This is a genomic window from Vibrio sp. QJM3NY_35, assembly GCF_057785915.1.
The window spans coordinates 1,316,284-1,332,550 of the sequence record NZ_CM173507.1; the positions used below are offsets into that span (position 1 = coordinate 1,316,284).

Here is a 16,267-nt window from a genome sequence, read left to right on the forward strand (position 1 = left end):
CGTACGTAACTAGTCGCCGTGTTTAATTGCGTCTTTAAAGTTGCGGCCTTTGATCATAAGCATTTCTAACGTTTCAGCGTTGTATTCGACTTTGATGATGTTGTTTTGGTAATTGATTTTTAGTTCATACACCCAAATGTCGTCATCTTCTTCTAGTTCTACTTTAATGATTCTGCCATGAAGATCGTTTTCAACCGCGGCATACATTTCTGAGAAAGGGCGAATGTAGCCTTCTCGTACGGCTTCGTAGACTTCGTCTTGATCTTCTTCAAATTCGATGCTGGTTCCTGCTTTATGAACGTCCTGCACTAATTCATGACCATTATGATGTGAGTCAGCCCATGCGCCAGCAGAAACAAATAAGCCTAAGCTTATAGAAAACAAAGAAATCATAGCTTTACTAAACATAGCGAATCCTAGAGAAGGTTGATAGCGTTCAGTATAAAAAAGTAATTCTGAACAGAAAGTGAACCTGATTAATAATGAGAATTTGATACCGAAAAACTTAACGCTTAAATGGCGCAGGCTTTAATACATAAGATTAATTGCCAAGTGTTAAGAACGTAAGACTTACCTTTATTCTTAACCTTAACGCTGCTGTAGTTCGTCTTCGAATATCTTGTCTCTCATTTTCCAAAAGCGTCCGACTTTACGTGCAATCACGAATTGAGGCGGGCGGAATCTATGTTGGTGAGCAACCACTTTCGTCGGTGAGGCTTCTTCAAAAGGGCGATGTCTGTCTGCAAGGTGAGGGCGAACAAACTGGTCTTTGAAGTTTTGCTTCTGCTTTTTGGTGGTTAATGACCAAAACTCATGCACTTGCGCTTGGTTTTCCCCGCGATAGGTGACCTTAAGTTGTGATTTACCTTTCTCGTCTTTGAGCACGTTGAGATCCATTTCCAAGCATTCAAATACCAAGGCATCTTTTAGGTTCAGTGCTTCTTTTAGCTTTTTGTCTGGGTCGACTAAGGTTGCATCGCACTCATGACAAATGCGCGCAGCAATGTCGTTATCAGCACCACATTCACCGCAATATTTCGCTCGGAAGCGATAATTACAGTGTTCGCGTTCGCCCGTGTCTTCATCGGTAAAGTAGCCTTGGCATTTACGACCAAAGTGCTCCAGCAAGAAGCCATTGCTGTCTAGTTTGCCCCAAAAGTTATTATTGAAGCCACACGCCGGGCAAGGGATGGTGATAATTTCACTGTCTGAATCCGGTTTTGGATCGCCGACCTCAGGTTGGTAAAGGTCGTAACTGTTGCCCGCATAGTCGAGCACCAAACACTCTTTTTTACCCGGAGATAGGCGTAAGCCACGGCCAACGATTTGTTGATACAAACTGATGGATTCTGTCGGGCGCAAAATCGCGATTAAATCGACGTGTGGCGCATCAAAACCTGTGGTTAATACCGATACGTTAACCAAGAACTTGATTTTACGTTCTTTGAAGTCGCTGATAATTTGGTCACGTTCGAGAGTTGGTGTATCACCAATCACAATTGAAGCTTCACCTTCTGGCAATAAGCCGAGGATCTCTTGCGCGTGTCGAACGGTCGCAGCGAATACCATGATGCCGAGTTTGTCTTGGGCTAGGTGAATGATTTGGTCGACAATCTGCGGGGTCGCGCGTTTCGATTGCTCAATAACCATGTCGAGTTCTGCTTCTTTATAGCGACCAGTGCTCGCTGCCTTTAACTGGGAAAAGTCGTAGCTCAACACGGGTGCATCGATCATACGTGCAGGAGTTAAGAAACCTTCGTCGAGCAGATAACGAATCGGCAGCTCAAAAATACAGTCGCGGAAGAAGCGTGGCTCATCTGAACGTACTTGACCGCGAGTGTGGTATTGATAAATCCAACCCATCCCAAGACGATACGGGGTAGCCGTTAATCCAAGCACTTTGATGCCAGAATTATTCTCGCGCAAGTGAGTGATGACTTTCTGGTAGCTACTGGTCTTTTCATCGGGAACACGGTGGCATTCGTCGATAACCAACAGTGAAAATTGGTTAGAGAATGAATCGAGATTTCGCACCACAGATTGCACCGAAGCAAACACGACTTGTTGGTCGGTCTCTTTGCGTCCTAAACCCGCAGAGAAAATTGAGCCTTTCAGCCCATAACCTTCATACTTTTCATGGTTCTGTTCAACCAACTCTTTTACGTGAGCAAGTACCAACACTCGACCTTTCGCAAGCCTTGCCAACTCAGCAATCACAAGGCTTTTTCCTGCACCTGTCGGAAGCACGAGAACAGCCGGAGTTTGGTGTTTTCTGAAGTAATGAATCACTGATTTTACAGAATCAGCTTGGTATGGGCGGAGTGTATACATATCGCGTCTTGTAGGGTAGAAAACAAATAGTGTGAAATAGCTCAACTAATTGAGCAAAGGTGACTATAATACCCGACTTAGATTAGTTGAGGTATTCATGCGTTTAGATAAATTTCTGTGCGATGCATTAGGCGTCACTCGAAGAGAAGCAACACACTTATTAAAATCCAAGGCAGTGACAGTAAATGATGTCATTCAAAAAAGCGGTTCACTCAAGGTAACTGAAGAGTGCGTTGTGGAATGGCAAGGCAATGAACTGAATGTTCACGGCCCACGTTACATCATGCTTTATAAGCCAGAAGGCTTTGTTTGTTCGCATGAAGATGGCGCAAATCGTATCGCGTTTGAATTACTTGATGAAATCAAAATGGACAAGCTGCACTTTGCTGGCCGTCTAGATATTGATACAACAGGTCTTGTGTTGATTACCGACGATGGTAAGTGGTCTCACCGTATCACTTCGCCAAAGCACAAGTGCGAGAAGACGTACCGTGTGTGGTTGGTTGAACCTGTTGAAGACGATTACGTTGAAAAATTCAAAGAGGGCATCCAGCTTAAGAGCGAAGATGGCCTAACACTTCCTGCACACCTAGAAGTTCGTGCAGAGCGTGAAGTGCTGCTAACGATTCACGAAGGCAAATACCACCAAGTTAAACGTATGTTTGCTGCTATTGGTAACAAGGTAGAAGCACTACACCGTGAACGTATTGGCGAAATTGAGATGGACGAATCTTTAGAGTTAGGTGAATACCGTTACCTAACGCAAGAAGAAGTCGATTCAATCTGGAAGTAGTCCTTAGCTAGAAGTTGCTCTTAATAAGAAATTGTTCTTAGCAAGAAACAACTTTTGCTGGAAATAGCCCTTTCGTTGTAAAGCCGACCATGGATAGCGTCGGCTGATGATGTTGACTGGTACTAGGAAAGTCTCAGCCAATCTTTGACTCGCGTACTCACGCTAGTCCCTAGCTCTATCAGTTGAACATTCGGAGAACCATGCAAACATCGACCTCACAGAGCCCAAGCTCCCAACCAGAAACCCCTCAATTAGGCTTAATGCTGTTTTTGATTCTTGGTGCGATTGGTGCACTTACTCCGCTAGCCATTGATATGTATCTGCCAGCGATGCCGACCATTGCCAAAGATCTTGGTGTGACGGCGGGTGAGGTGCAAATCACGCTAACAGCTTATACCGCAGGTTTCGCTCTGGGACAGTTACTGCATGGTCCGTTGGCGGATAGCTACGGTCGTAAACCTGTACTGCTTATTGGTGTGCTCTTGTTTGCTATCGCTTCTATGGTGAGTGCGATAACGCACGGCATTGAAGCGCTGACTTACATCCGTACAGCTCAAGGCTTTGCTGGTGCTGCTGCGGCCGTTATCATCCAAGCGGTGGTAAGAGATATGTTCGATCGTGAAGATTTCGCGAGAACTATGTCTTTCGTTACCTTGGTGATGACGGTAGCGCCATTGGTGGCTCCGATGATTGGTGGCTACTTGGCATTATGGTTTGGTTGGCGCTCTATTTTTTGGGTACTGGCTATCTTCGCTGTGATCGTAATTCTAGCGGTTTCGATGAAGATCCCTGAAACGCTCCCTGTAGAAAAGCGACAGCCACTGCGCTTTAAAACAACGATTCGTAATTACGCGCGTTTGTGTAAGAACCCAACGGCGATGGGCTTGATTTTCTCTGGTGCATTCTCTTTTTCAGGGATGTTTGCGTTCTTAACGGCTGGATCATTCGTTTACATTGATATCTATGGTGTTCGCCCTGATCTGTTTGGCTACCTGTTTGGTCTGAACATTGTTGCTATGATCTTGATGACAAGCATCAACGGTCGAATCGTTAAGAAAGTGGGCTCTCACGCTATGCTCAGAGTAGGTTTAACCATTCAACTGTTTGCGGGCTTAGGTCTGTTAGTCGGTTGGATGTTAGATATCGGTTTGTGGGGTATTGTGCCATTCGTGATGCTGTTTATCGGCACACTGTCTACTATTGGTAGTAACTCGATGGCGCTGCTTTTAAGCGGATACCCGAATATGGCCGGCACAGCGTCTTCGCTTGCGGGCACATTAAGATTTGGTACTGGTTCTGTGGTGGGGGCAATTGTTGCCATGCTACCAAGTGACACTGCAGGACCAATGGCTATGGTGATGGCAGCATGTGCAATACTGTCAGCATTACTATATTGGACATTAGGAAAGAAGGCATAATGTCAAAATACTATATTGAAATTCAGAAGTTAGTGAATGATGCGTTAGGCGAGCTGTACGCTCTACATAAGTCAGGCAAAGCCATTGACGCGCCTATCGCGAACAACCTTTACCTTGTTCGTTGGGTAACAAAAGCGATTAAATCTCAAGCTTATGATCGTGTGATTGTGCCGGACTTGGTTCGCTGGCAGAAACAGGGTCGCTCAAAAGGCAACAACTCTGATTTAACTTTTACCTTTAAACGTATTTCTGCGTTTTACGGACGTTTTTTCCCTGAAGGCGAAGAGCCTAAAGCGCTAAAAGACAGTGATGTTGAAGCGTTCATGGACAAAATGTACGAGATGGGTTGGAGCGTATCGAGTGAAGATGAGCTAACAACTGGCGGTAAGATTCAATTCTTCACCGATGGTGAGCACTCTTTTGCCTTGTGTGGTAAACAGTGCGACGACTCTTTTGACGGTGAGTTGATGGTTAAACCAATGAACTGGTTTGTTCGTGGTAACCACGCTGAGTTTATCCAAGCTGCGATGGAAGCGGGTTTTATGCTTCACAAAGTGACGGACTATAAGTCTGCAGTGAAGTACCACGGTGAATACATCGTATACCCAGCTAACCAAGGCAACCAGTTGGCTGAAATCCCAATTAGCGTTATCGGCTAGTCGTGGATTCGGGATGCGAGATGAGATATACGAAGAGCGGAATTATCCGCTCTTTATTTTTGCCTCTCATGGCGCGTGTCGCTAATTTGCTTTTAGTCTTTTCGCATCCCGTTACCCGAACCTCGAATTTGCTTTTAATCCTGCTCTTTAGCTTGCTTCTCAATCGCCTTTACCATGCCTTTAAAGATAAATAGGTGAGCAGGCATCATCGCAAACCAATACAGTAACCCTAGAAAGCCTTTAGGGTGCCACCACGCTGAAATGTTCAGCTCGCGAGAGTCTCCGAGGTCAGAGACGGTAATCTCGAGTCGCCCCAACCCAGGGCCTTTCATACCGAAAAGCAGGGATAAAAACTGATTCTCTTCACAACGAATAACCTTCCAAGAGTCAATTTTGTCACCGACTTTTAGATTCGGCCCTTCTGGCATTTGTCGAATCGGAATACCACCGCCAAATAAAAGGTCGAGCCATTCGCGTGTGCGCCATAAAGCATTAGCGAAGAAGTAACCCTGTTTCGGGCTTCCTATCTGTTGAGCTACTTGCCAAAGAGACTCTAGTGAGGTTGTAGACGTGATGCTAGCGCCTGTTTTCTTCGGGTAATAACCGTATCCCGCTTGCCAGCGTTTGAAGGCAGTTTTATCGAAACCCCATACATTGCTTTTGACAAAGTTTCCTTCAGCGTGAATGGCTTGTTCAACCATATTTTCGAACGAGATAAGCTTCTGAGGGTACTTTTCTCTAATGATGGTCGAACTGGCGATGAAGTCGTGCTTTAAGCCTGCAAGCAGGGCTCTGCCTATGTTGGATGGTACAGAGGTCACTACGCCTAGCCAATATGAAGCAATCTTGGGTGTGAGCAGCGATGTAGCCCATAGCCTGAGTGGACGATCGGCAGTTCTGGCAATATGAGCGAACTGGTTTCGGTAAGAGACAATATCCGGCCCGCCAACCTCAAAGGTTTGGCTTTCGTTTGGCGTGTCTTGTGCGAGTTTTAGTAAATAATGGTTCAGGTTCTGCAAGGCAATCGGGTTCGCTTTAGAGTCGACCCACTTTGGCGCAATCATGATCGGCAAGTTGTATACGAAATCTCGCATGATCTCGAATGCTGCAGAGCCGGGTCCTATGATGACGCCTGCTTGAAGCTCGGTAACTGGAACGGGTCCTTTACGAAGCAGCTCACCGGTTTTCTTTCTCGCTTGAAGATGCTCTGAGTCACCTGTCTGAGGCTGTAAAGAGCTCAGGTAAATGACGTGTTGATTCTTTGGGCCAAGAGCCGAAACAAAGTTACGGGCTAAGTTCAGCTCATAATCGATAAAGTCGTGGCCTTCTGCCATGCCATGGACGAGAAAGAAGATAAGATCAAAGTCGGGGACTAAGGCTTGTGTCGCAGCTTGATCGGCCAGATCAAGATACTCAAGCGATAAGTTTTCGTGAGGCTCGGTCCGTGCCTTTAAATAGTCGATATGCCTTGCTGCTGCCGTGACTTGATAGCCTTGCTCAAGCAGGAGAGGGAGGAGTTGCGAACCAACATATCCAGAAGCGCCTAAAACCAGTACTTTCTTCATTGTTACTCCATTTATATCTGTGGTTAAAAACCGAACATTGATATAATAGCGCGATATTTATCTTTATTCATCAATACGTTCCGTTTAGGTATCTCTATGTTGCTCTCTTCAATTATTCATCACACTCGAGGTGATTTTGTTCGTAGGCTTATTGCGATTGCTTTGCCTATTGCTTTGCAGAGCATTATGTTTTCAAGCCGAGGCTTAGTCGATGTGTTGATGTTAGGTCAGCTTGGGGAAGCAGACATTGCGGCAGTGGGGGTTGCGAGCCGTGCAATGTTTGTGACGACCATTATGCTGGTGGGTGTTACCACGGGCGGTGCTCTTCTTACTGCTCAATATTGGGGCGCGGGTAACAGACAAGGTGTGAGAGAAAGTACTGCGCTGACGTGGCTGGTTTCGACACTGTTTGCATTACTGACCATTGCGTTTTTCGTTTCATTTCCTGCACAAATCATGGGCGTGACGACTGACTCTCAAGAGGTCATCAACTTAGGCGTTGAATACATCGTAATTACCTCATTTAGCATGCTAGCGGTATCGTGTGTCAGCAGTATGGCTGTAGGTTTGAGAGCGATGCACAAACCCGGGCTAAGCACCTTCTTCAGCGGTATCGGCATTCTGTCTAATGTGTTCTTAAACTGGGTGCTGATCTTCGGTAACTTAGGCTTTCCATCGCTTGGAATTAAAGGCGCAGCGATTGCCACGGTATTGAGCGGTGCCATTGAAGTGGCGACCTTATATGGCTACCTCTATTTCTCTAAGCATTTATTAGCTTTTAAGTTCTGCGATATTAAAGCAGCAGCTTCGATTGATAAGGTGATTCGCTTCTTGAAGTTGTCCCTGCCTACGACCTTCAACTTCTTAGCTTGGGCTGGTGGGTTGTTCGCTTATCACGCTATTATGGGACAGTCAGGTGTACAAGGCTTAGCGGCGCTTTCGGTGATGACGCCAGTTGAATCTATCTCCTTGAGTTTATTGATTGGTTTATCGAATGCGGCAGCGGTTCTTGTGGGGAACCAACTTGGCGCGAAAAACAATGAAGCGGTTTACTATCAAGCGTTGGGCTTAACGATTCTGTGTTTCTTAACCAGTATCGTTGTGGCCGTTTTTCTCTACTTCGTTCAAACGCCAATACTTAATGCCTTTAGCGCACTGACCGAAGAAACTAGAGCTCTCTCAGAAAAGTTCATTCTGATTCTGAGTGTGGGTATTATTATTCGTTCTGTACCGTTGACTGTGATTGTTGGTGTGTTGAGAGCGGGCGGCGATGTAAAGTTCTGCCTCTATCAAGATGTGATTGCTCAGTGGGTGATTGGTATTCCACTAGCGGCTATTGCCGCAATCTATCTTAAGTTTCCGCCTGAATGGGTGTATCTGCTTTTCCTTACCGAAGAAGTGATTAAGTGGGGCGGGTCGCTCTATCGCATGAAAACAAGAAAATGGATTAAAAACTTGATAGGAAGTTGAAGTAGGGCGCACCAATCACATCACTTTATCGTTGGTGTGTGATCTATCTTTCAAAATACTTCCTCCTAACAGGGAATTAGTGTAGATTCTCCTTCCAAATTCTAACTAATGTGAGCTGTTTAATGTTAAAGCTGTCAGACCTATGTAAAGGCTATGTCGATGGGGGGGAGTTTCACCCTGTTTTGCAAGGTGCTGAATTAACATTAAACCAAGGTGACCAGCTAGCATTAATGGGAGAAAGCGGTTCAGGTAAAAGTACTTTACTGAACCTTATCGCGGGGTTAGACCTAGCGGATTCAGGCGAAATCGCTTTCCCTCACTTCAATATGCACGACTCTACTGAGCGTGACCGCACCGCTTATCGCAGAAACAACATTGGCCATATCTTTCAGCAATTCAACTTACTGCCGACGCTTAATATTGCCGATAACATCCGCTTTTGCCGTCAGTTAAAAGGCTTGCCTGAAGACAAAGGATTGTGGCGACAAATTCTCTCTGCTTTAGACCTTATGCCTTTGCTTGGTCGCTACCCTGAAGAAGCGTCTGGTGGTCAACAACAACGTGCGGCAATTGCGCGTGCACTGTATATGGAACCAAAAATATTGTTGGCCGATGAGCCGACCGGTAGTTTAGATGAGCGTAATGCAGAAGCCGTAATGCGTTTGCTGACCTCTTTGGCTCGCCAATTAGAATGTACCTTGTTGCTGGTGACACACAGTGAAAAAGTAGCACTGCACATGGATGGTAGGATCCGTCTACAAGGAGGGCAACTGCATGTTATGGCCCGTAGTTAAGGCACTACTCGGTCACTATCGACGTTACCCACTGCAGATTATTTTGGTATGGCTTGGTTTAACCCTCGGCGTATCACTTTTGGTTGGTGTTACTGCTATCAATCAACACGCCAAGCAAAGCTATGCACATGGCGAAAAACTCTTTTCGAATCCTCTTCCTTACCGTATTCGACCAAAACACAACGCTAATAAGATCCCACAAGGTTTTTATATCCAGCTTCGCCGTGAAGGCTTTCAACAGTGCTCTCCTTTTGACCACCATCGTATCACTGATGAAAACGGCGCGAACTTCATGCTTATCGGCATAGACCCTGTTTCTATGCTTCAGTTGCAGCCGGGTATTGCGTTAAAAGATCTCACCACTTTAAACCTCATGAAACCGCCATATCCAATCCTTGTAAGTGATGATCTTGCTGAACATATGGAATGGAACAACGGTGATTACATTCCTCTAATGGACGGCTCTGAGCTTGGTCCTGTGGTTGTCGATCAAAATAACCTGATTAATGGCACCAGGTTAATAGCAGATATTTCCTTGCTCCGCATGCTTAAACGCAGTGCAGGACTCTCAGTGATTGCTTGCTCTGACATGTCTACTGAGAAATTTGAGCGCCTAAAAAATATGTTGCCGAATGGGTTGACGATCACCCGCAGCTCTAAAGCGGAGCTAGAGTCGCTGACCAGTGCTTTTCACTTAAATCTTAAAGCGATGGGTATGCTGTCGTTTGTGGTTGGCTTGTTTATTTTCTATCAAGCGATGTCACTGTCGTTTATTCAACGTCAGCCGTTAGTTGGAATCTTAAGACAGACGGGGGTGTCTGGCTGGCAACTGGCTAAAGCGCTTTGCTTAGAATTGCTGCTACTGGTGGTACTGAGTTGGATCTGCGGTAATGTATTTGGTGTCATGTTGGCTAACCAATTGTTACCGGCGGTATCTTCAAGCTTAGGTGACTTATATGACGCCAACGTTGGCCTAACTATCGACTGGAATTGGCGATGGAGCGGCTACAGCTTGCTAATGGCACTACTTGGTGCATTCCTAGCGTGTGCTTGGCCATTGGTTCGTTTACTAAGGTCGCAACCTATTCGTTTGACCTCTCGATTGTCTTTGATGCGTTTTGCCGGTACGGAATTTACTTGGCAAGCATTGATCGGTTGTGGCTTCTTGGTTGCAGCTGTCGCTGTGTATCAAGCTCCTCAGACTCAAGAGTCTGGCTTTGCGATTATTGCATTGATGCTCGTTAGTGTGGCTTTGTTTACGCCATTCTTGATGTGGAAGTTATTTAATAGCTTATCTTATTCATTGCGCTGGGTTCGAGCTCGCTGGTTCTTTGCTGATGCCGCTTCAAGCATGAGCTATCGTGGCGTGGCGACGATGGCCTTTATGTTGGCCTTAACAGCCAATATTGGGGTAGAAACCATGGTTGGTAGCTTTAGAGATACTACTGATAAATGGTTAACACAGCGCCTGGCCGCAGATCTTTATATCTACCCAACCAACAATGCCGCTGCTCGTATGAGTAACTGGCTGTCAGACCAACCTGAAGTGGATTCGGTTTGGTGGCGTTGGGAGAAAGATGTTGCGTCTCCAGTCGGCAGTATTCAGGTGGTCAGTACTGGCCCTTCTGAAGGCGAACTAGAAGCGCTGACGATAAAATTAGGCATTCCGAATTACTGGTACCACTTACATCACTCTAAAGGTGTGTTGATCAGTGAATCGATGTCTCTCAAGTTGGGGATTCGCCCAGGCGATGACATTGACCTCTATGATAGCCTCGGCTCTGGTTGGCAAGTTGTCGGTGTATATTACGATTATGGTAACCCTTATCATCAAGTCATGATGTCACATCGAAACTGGCTGTATGGATTTGCAGGGCGCGGTAATGTAGGCCTTGGCGTGATACTCAAAGATGATGTCAATTCAGTTGGAATTCGCAGCCGATTAGAAAGTGTATTTAGGCTTGGTTCTGAGCGGGTTTTTGATAACAACAATATTCACAGCCAAGCAATGCGTGTGTTTGATAGAACGTTCGCGATTGCTGATACATTGGGCAACATCACATTGGTAATTGCAGTCTTCGGTATCTTTTTCGCAACCGTGGCGGGTGAAGTGTCTCGACAAAGGCATATTTCGCTGCAGCGCTGTTTAGGTGTCTCGGCAAAAGAGCTGATTCTGACAGGTAGTTTACAGCTGTTTGTGTTTGGACTTATTTCTTCCTTGATTGCGATTCCGCTCGGTTTAGCGTTAGCAAGCTTGATTGTTGATATCGTTATTAAGCAGTCTTTTGGGTGGTCACTCGAGTTACAAGTGATTCCTTGGGACTATTTACAGACATTTGCGTGGGCTATGGCAGCATTGATGTTAGCTGGTGCTTTACCAGTGATGAGAATGATTCGGAACACCCCGATGAAATCATTGAGGGATGCGCTTTAAGATGCTTCAACGAAATGGCTCAACGAAACTCAGACACCGATTTGTTTCATCTCTATTACTGATTGGTTTCTTTGGTACTATTTTAGGTGTCTGGGCGTACTACTCTTATTTTGTTGACGTTGGTGAGAAGGGGGTTAACGAGGTTAACTCAGTACTGGTTAGCGAACATTTCAATGTGTTTGAGCCTGTGCTTCCAGATCGCAGTGTTTCATTGCCTCGCGACTTCCAGTTCCACCCAGAATTCCAGCATGAGTGGTGGCATTACTTTGCTTCTCTTAAAGGGAATGACGGTAAAAAGTACTCAGTACAGTGGAGCTTCTTCCGTATAGCTACTGACGAACGTGAGACTCCGGGATGGCAAAGTCCTCAGGTCTATATTTCAAATGTTGTGATTTCTTCTGATTCCAAAGTCTGGAAAGAACAGCGTTTAGCGCGTGGTGGTATTGGTCAGGCGGGAATGACCAGTCGTCCGTTTAGAATTTGGATTGATAATTGGAACTGGCGTGCACTTGGTAGCACACCATTTCCTGGTCGCCTTCAAGTGCAAACTGATACGTTTGGCCTTGAACTCGACACTATAGCGAAAGGTCCATATGTGCTCAACGGCGATAATGGCTATCAGAAAAAACACGACTTATTACCTGTCGCGTCTTATAACTTCAGCGCTCCGTTCTTGTCTCTAAGTGGCGTGTTGAATCTGGATGGCGTTGCCAAGGAAGTCGAAGGCACTGCTTGGGTGCATAAAGAGTGGGGTAGTGGCTTACTCGGAGTGGGTCAGCAAGGCTGGGATTGGTTCGTGTTTAATCTTGATGATGGTACAGCGCTGAGCATTAACCGCTACCGCCATAATCAACAGCTGCCTTATGTATTCGGAACATTAGCCACTCGTTCTGGCAAAGTGTATCAGCTCACGGACTCCGATATTTCTATCAAGCCTTTGTTGAATACGACGCTACTGAATGGTAGAAGAATGCCACTGCAATGGATTATTAATGTGCCTCAACACAATATCAACCTCACGACACGTATCAAACGTAGGGATATGTGGCTACCTTTTGTCATACCATATTGGGAAGGGCCGATTATGGCGAGTGGAAGCCATGAAGCAACAGGCTTTATGCAGTTAACAGGTTACTAAAAAACACCTAAGGCTATCATTTGATAGCCTTTTTTTATGTTTTCTATTCATACCAGACTCGAATTATTTGTGCATACAGCCTTGGTGATCTCATCTATACTTATTTTATGATGCATAACAACATTATGGAATATACGACGTATTGTTTAGTATTTGTAGGAAAAACCGAAGTTAAACATCCGAAGAAGTGATTATCTATCAATAAAGCTTGGATATAAACTCTGGGTTATTCTTTGTTATTCGTTTATTTAAATAATAAATATAAGGGCGAAATCATGACCGACGTCATCCGTGACTTCTTTAAATTGGAATCTGCTGGCGGCATCATCCTAGTCATCGCTGCGGCGATCGCAATGTTTGTAGCAAACTCACCACTGAACGAAATGTACCAAGGTGTACTTCACAGTTACGTTCTTGGTATGTCTGTGTCTCACTGGATTAACGATGGCTTAATGGCTGTCTTCTTCCTTCTAATCGGCTTAGAAGTTAAGCGCGAACTTTTAGAAGGCGCATTAAAGTCTAAAGAGACGGCAATCTTCCCAGCTATCGCAGCTGTAGGTGGTATGCTAGCTCCTGCACTTATTTACGTGCTATTTAACTCAAGTAACCCTGAAGCGCTTCAAGGTTGGGCTATCCCGGCTGCAACGGATATCGCATTCGCATTGGGTATCATGGCTCTTCTTGGTAACCGTGTACCGGTAAGCTTGAAGGTATTCCTACTAGCACTAGCAATTATCGATGACTTAGGTGTTGTTGTTATCATTGCACTGTTCTACTCAGGCGACCTATCAACGCTTGCACTTACAGTTGGCTTCATCGCGACTGGTGTGTTGTTCATGCTAAACAACAAGCATGTTACTAAACTAAGCGTTTACCTGATTGTTGGCGCGATCCTGTGGTTCGCTGTATTGAAGTCTGGTGTTCACGCAACATTGGCTGGTGTAGTCATTGGTTTTGCTATCCCACTGAAAGGTAATAAAGGAGAACATTCTCCGCTGAAACATCTAGAACATGCTCTGCACCCATACGTCGCTTTTGCAATCTTGCCAATCTTCGCATTTGCAAACGCAGGTATCTCACTGGAAGGCATCTCAATTTCAAACCTTACAGGCATGCTACCGCTTGGTATTGCTATGGGTCTATTGGTTGGTAAGCCACTGGGTATATTCCTATTCAGCTGGGGTGCTGTGAAAACGGGCGTAGCTAAGCTTCCTGAAGGTGTGAACTTCATGAACATCTTCGCGGTCTCTGTGTTGTGTGGTATTGGCTTTACGATGTCTATCTTCATCTCTTCATTGGCATTTGGTCCAACGAACGCAGATTTTGATACGCTAGCTCGATTAGGCATCCTAATGGGATCTACGACAGCAGCTATCTTAGGTTACTTCCTGCTAAGTATTTCTCTACCGAAAACTAAGCACCAAGAAGTAAAACTATAATCGGTAATTGGTTCGGTTAACGATCGAGCCGATTCCTGTGTAGCAAGAAGAGCCACTGAGTCATTCCCGAGATTCAGTGGTTACAAAGAACAAAAAGCCGTGATAGGCAACCCTATCACGGCTTTATTGATCTTGTAGCTAAGCAATCTTTGTAAGATAACCCACGTTACACTTTCAGTGACAATGTCACGCTATTTTTCTAGCGTGGTAAAAATGGTCCATTCTTCTACGATTTGCTCACTTAACCCAACTACTGTCGCTGTTACCTTACGGTTTAGTGCGTGTGAAGTAGGGTCATCACCATCGTTTTCTAATCGTTCTTCACCATAGCCGACAATTCTCACACGTTCTGGTTCGATACCATTCGACAGTAACTCGTCTTGAACATTGTTTGCTCGTTTTTTTGAAAGGTCTAAGTTGTACTCGTTGGAGCCCACTTTACTCGCATAGCCTTGTATTTCAATCGATGCACTTTTGTAGGTTTCAAGAAACTCTGCCATCGTGCTGATCTGGTCTGAGAAGATTGGGTTCACTTCAAATGAGTCATGAGCAAAGAGTATTTTTAGCTGTCTGACTTCTTCCGCACGAATCGTTTCTCCACAACCATCATTGTCGACTTGTGATGTCTCAGGCGTACCTGGACAGATATCACGAGCGTTCACCACACCATCTCTATCATCGTCTTGAAGGTCTGCAATCTGTTCTGCTTCAGGTGTCTCGATATAGGTCTCTTCCTGCTGGTTCGAACAGGCAAGTAAAGTCATCGTTAACACGGGAAGTAATAAGTAAGGTATTTTCATCATTAATACTCCACGGGCGTAGTCCACTCTTCTGGAATGTCGACCAGTAGAGCGTTCAATAAAGAACCTGTAGCGTTCATCACACGGTACTTAGCGTACTGCTCGGAGTAATGCGCATCGAGGTAATCTTTACGGGCTTCAAACAGTTCGTTCTCAGTGTTGAGCAAGTCAAGTAGAGTACGCTTACCTATTCGGTATTGTTTTTCATATGCGATAACGGTTTCCGAAGCTGAATCAACATGATCTGATAAGAAGTTCTTTTGTTGTAACGTTAGATCCAATGCACTCCATGAGAGGCGAAGACCTTCTTCCACTTGTCGATAAGCGCGATCTCTCAGATCTTTTGCTTTGTTCAGTTGGTATGCCGCAGCTTCTGAATTAGCACTGTCTGTTCCGCCGTTGTACAAGTTATATCGCATGCGTAGCATCGCGAGGGTCTCTTGACTTGAGCCTTCATCGCCACCTGCATCATCACGCCACGACTGAGAAGCCTCGATGGAGAAGGTAGGGTAGTTCACGCCCTTTGATTGTTTGTATTGGAAGTGGGCTGAATCGACATCTGCGTTTGCAACTTTGATCACTGGGTGTTGGTCTAATGCATCAACAATGGCGTCAGTTAACGACAAAGGAATTTTAGAAATATCGGCTCTTGGGTAAATTAAGCCTAGGGGTTCTTGACCCACCACTCGTCTAAACTGGGTGTGGGTATCGATCAAATTATTCTGTGCGGCCAACAAATTACCATGAGCCTTCGCAATCCTAGCTTCTACCTGCGATACATCAGCTGTCGAACCTATGCCTGAATTCGCTCGTTTCTTTATGTCTTTATAGATTTTCTTGTGTATTGAAAGATTACTTTCTGACAGTGCCAGCACTTCAGTGGCTTTCACTGCATCTAGATAGATTTGTGTTACCTCCAGCGCTTTGTCTTCGGCATCCGCGATCAATTGCAAACGTACCGACTCGGCTTCTGCGGCGGTACGATCAATGTCGTTCAGCGTCGCAGAACCATCCCACAGCAATTGAGTGAGGGAAATCGTCGCTTCCTTTCGTGTTAGATCCGTATCGGGGCCGTTATTTGGTGCAGGGTTTATGCCTTCGTAACCAATACCAGCATCAAGGTCGATGCTGGGCTTGTACGCTCCTCCAGAGGCATCATTACGTTTTTTCACGCTCACATATTCGTTGAAGATGCTTTTTATCTCTGGATTCGTCGCCAAAGTAATAGCAACAGACTGTTCCAGAGTTTGAGCGGTGAGTGGTGTTGAAGCAACTAAGCAACACATAATGGATAACTTAAACAATTTCAAAGTAGCTCTCCTTCTACTTTCAATGTCTCATCCGTTTCCCAACCTACGTTTACCGCTGAATTGAGAGAAGGGTATTAAACGAAGCTTAGGACATTTGCAAAAAAATGCGAAGTTTG

13 protein-coding genes are annotated in these 16,267 nt (G+C 45.3%); 8 read left to right on the top strand and 5 right to left on the bottom strand.

The features are described 5' to 3' along the window. Nucleotides 1-9: 9 nt before the first annotated feature. Nucleotides 10-408, bottom strand: coding sequence for a PepSY domain-containing protein (locus tag AC3CH3_RS06050; RefSeq protein WP_017066076.1), 399 nt, complete (start codon nt 406-408; stop codon nt 10-12). Nucleotides 409-588: 180 nt separating this feature from the next. Continuing rightward, complete coding sequence (radD, locus tag AC3CH3_RS06055; RefSeq protein WP_488537966.1) at nt 589-2,331, bottom strand: DNA repair helicase RadD; 1,743 nt, start codon at nt 2,329-2,331, stop codon at nt 589-591. Between the two features lie 97 nt (nt 2,332-2,428). Here radD and rsuA point away from each other — a divergent pair, with 97 nt between their 5' ends. The 3 genes from rsuA (at nt 2,429) to AC3CH3_RS06070 (ending at nt 5,201) form a co-directional block, all read left to right on the top strand. Further along, entirely contained in the window at nt 2,429-3,124 is a 696-nt protein-coding gene (rsuA, locus tag AC3CH3_RS06060) for a 16S rRNA pseudouridine(516) synthase RsuA (protein WP_029405364.1), read from the top strand. A 200-nt stretch (nt 3,125-3,324) separates the two neighbouring features. Continuing rightward, nucleotides 3,325-4,542, top strand: coding sequence for a Bcr/CflA family multidrug efflux MFS transporter (locus AC3CH3_RS06065; protein WP_019821313.1), 1,218 nt, complete (start codon nt 3,325-3,327; stop codon nt 4,540-4,542). Next, the gene (locus AC3CH3_RS06070; RefSeq protein WP_010441495.1) at nt 4,542-5,201 is read left to right on the top strand and encodes a DUF2913 family protein; all 660 of its coding nucleotides are present in this window, start codon (nt 4,542-4,544) and stop codon (nt 5,199-5,201) included. The genes AC3CH3_RS06065 and AC3CH3_RS06070 overlap by 1 nt, the downstream gene beginning before the upstream one ends. Nucleotides 5,202-5,335: 134 nt before the next feature. Here AC3CH3_RS06070 and AC3CH3_RS06075 read toward each other — a convergent pair whose 3' ends face one another. Further along, on the bottom strand, nt 5,336-6,766 hold the full coding sequence (locus AC3CH3_RS06075; RefSeq protein ID WP_488537967.1) for a DUF2867 domain-containing protein: 1,431 nt from the start codon (nt 6,764-6,766) through the stop codon (nt 5,336-5,338). Nucleotides 6,767-6,862: 96 nt separating this feature from the next. On the opposite strand from AC3CH3_RS06075, the gene AC3CH3_RS06080 reads away from it, so the two are divergent. From AC3CH3_RS06080 to nhaA, 5 genes are all read left to right on the top strand, one after another. Then, nucleotides 6,863-8,236, top strand: coding sequence for an MATE family efflux transporter (locus AC3CH3_RS06080; protein WP_488537968.1), 1,374 nt, complete (start codon nt 6,863-6,865; stop codon nt 8,234-8,236). A 122-nt stretch (nt 8,237-8,358) separates the two neighbouring features. Then, nucleotides 8,359-9,030, top strand: a complete 672-nt coding sequence (locus AC3CH3_RS06085; RefSeq protein ID WP_017060385.1) for an ABC transporter ATP-binding protein — start codon at nt 8,359-8,361, stop codon at nt 9,028-9,030. Beyond that, nucleotides 9,011-11,464, top strand: a complete 2,454-nt coding sequence (locus tag AC3CH3_RS06090) for an ABC transporter permease (RefSeq protein ID WP_488537969.1) — start codon at nt 9,011-9,013, stop codon at nt 11,462-11,464. The genes AC3CH3_RS06085 and AC3CH3_RS06090 overlap by 20 nt, the downstream gene beginning before the upstream one ends. Then, on the top strand, nt 11,454-12,602 hold the full coding sequence (locus tag AC3CH3_RS06095) for a lipocalin-like domain-containing protein (RefSeq protein ID WP_488537970.1): 1,149 nt from the start codon (nt 11,454-11,456) through the stop codon (nt 12,600-12,602). Before AC3CH3_RS06090 ends, AC3CH3_RS06095 begins: the two co-directional genes overlap by 11 nt. Before the next feature lie 275 nt (nt 12,603-12,877). Then, nucleotides 12,878-14,041 (top strand): Na+/H+ antiporter NhaA, encoded by a 1,164-nt coding sequence (gene nhaA / locus AC3CH3_RS06100; RefSeq protein ID WP_029405366.1) that lies wholly within the window; start codon nt 12,878-12,880, stop codon nt 14,039-14,041. 191 nt (nt 14,042-14,232) lie between these two features. On the opposite strand, the gene AC3CH3_RS06105 is transcribed toward nhaA, so the two are convergent. Then, the gene (locus AC3CH3_RS06105) at nt 14,233-14,844 is read right to left on the bottom strand and encodes an OmpA family protein (RefSeq protein WP_029405367.1); all 612 of its coding nucleotides are present in this window, start codon (nt 14,842-14,844) and stop codon (nt 14,233-14,235) included. Further along, entirely contained in the window at nt 14,844-16,151 is a 1,308-nt protein-coding gene (locus tag AC3CH3_RS06110) for a TolC family outer membrane protein (RefSeq protein ID WP_019821320.1), read from the bottom strand. Before AC3CH3_RS06110 ends, AC3CH3_RS06105 begins: the two co-directional genes overlap by 1 nt. Nucleotides 16,152-16,267 lie beyond the last annotated feature (116 nt).

Excerpts from the sequence above, each read along its gene's own strand:
- AC3CH3_RS06050 (WP_017066076.1), bottom strand. The coding sequence starts at position 408 with ATGTTTAGTAAAGCTATGATTTCTTTGTTTTCTATAAGCTTAGGCTTA.
- radD (WP_488537966.1), bottom strand. The coding sequence starts at position 2,331 with ATGTATACACTCCGCCCATACCAAGCTGATTCTGTAAAATCAGTGATT.
- rsuA (WP_029405364.1), top strand. The coding sequence starts at position 2,429 with ATGCGTTTAGATAAATTTCTGTGCGATGCATTAGGCGTCACTCGAAGA.
- AC3CH3_RS06065 (WP_019821313.1), top strand. The coding sequence starts at position 3,325 with ATGCAAACATCGACCTCACAGAGCCCAAGCTCCCAACCAGAAACCCCT.
- AC3CH3_RS06070 (WP_010441495.1), top strand. The coding sequence starts at position 4,542 with ATGTCAAAATACTATATTGAAATTCAGAAGTTAGTGAATGATGCGTTA.
- AC3CH3_RS06075 (WP_488537967.1), bottom strand. The coding sequence starts at position 6,766 with ATGAAGAAAGTACTGGTTTTAGGCGCTTCTGGATATGTTGGTTCGCAA.
- AC3CH3_RS06080 (WP_488537968.1), top strand. The coding sequence starts at position 6,863 with ATGTTGCTCTCTTCAATTATTCATCACACTCGAGGTGATTTTGTTCGT.
- AC3CH3_RS06085 (WP_017060385.1), top strand. The coding sequence starts at position 8,359 with ATGTTAAAGCTGTCAGACCTATGTAAAGGCTATGTCGATGGGGGGGAG.
- AC3CH3_RS06090 (WP_488537969.1), top strand. The coding sequence starts at position 9,011 with ATGTTATGGCCCGTAGTTAAGGCACTACTCGGTCACTATCGACGTTAC.
- AC3CH3_RS06095 (WP_488537970.1), top strand. The coding sequence starts at position 11,454 with ATGCGCTTTAAGATGCTTCAACGAAATGGCTCAACGAAACTCAGACAC.
- nhaA (WP_029405366.1), top strand. The coding sequence starts at position 12,878 with ATGACCGACGTCATCCGTGACTTCTTTAAATTGGAATCTGCTGGCGGC.
- AC3CH3_RS06105 (WP_029405367.1), bottom strand. The coding sequence starts at position 14,844 with ATGATGAAAATACCTTACTTATTACTTCCCGTGTTAACGATGACTTTA.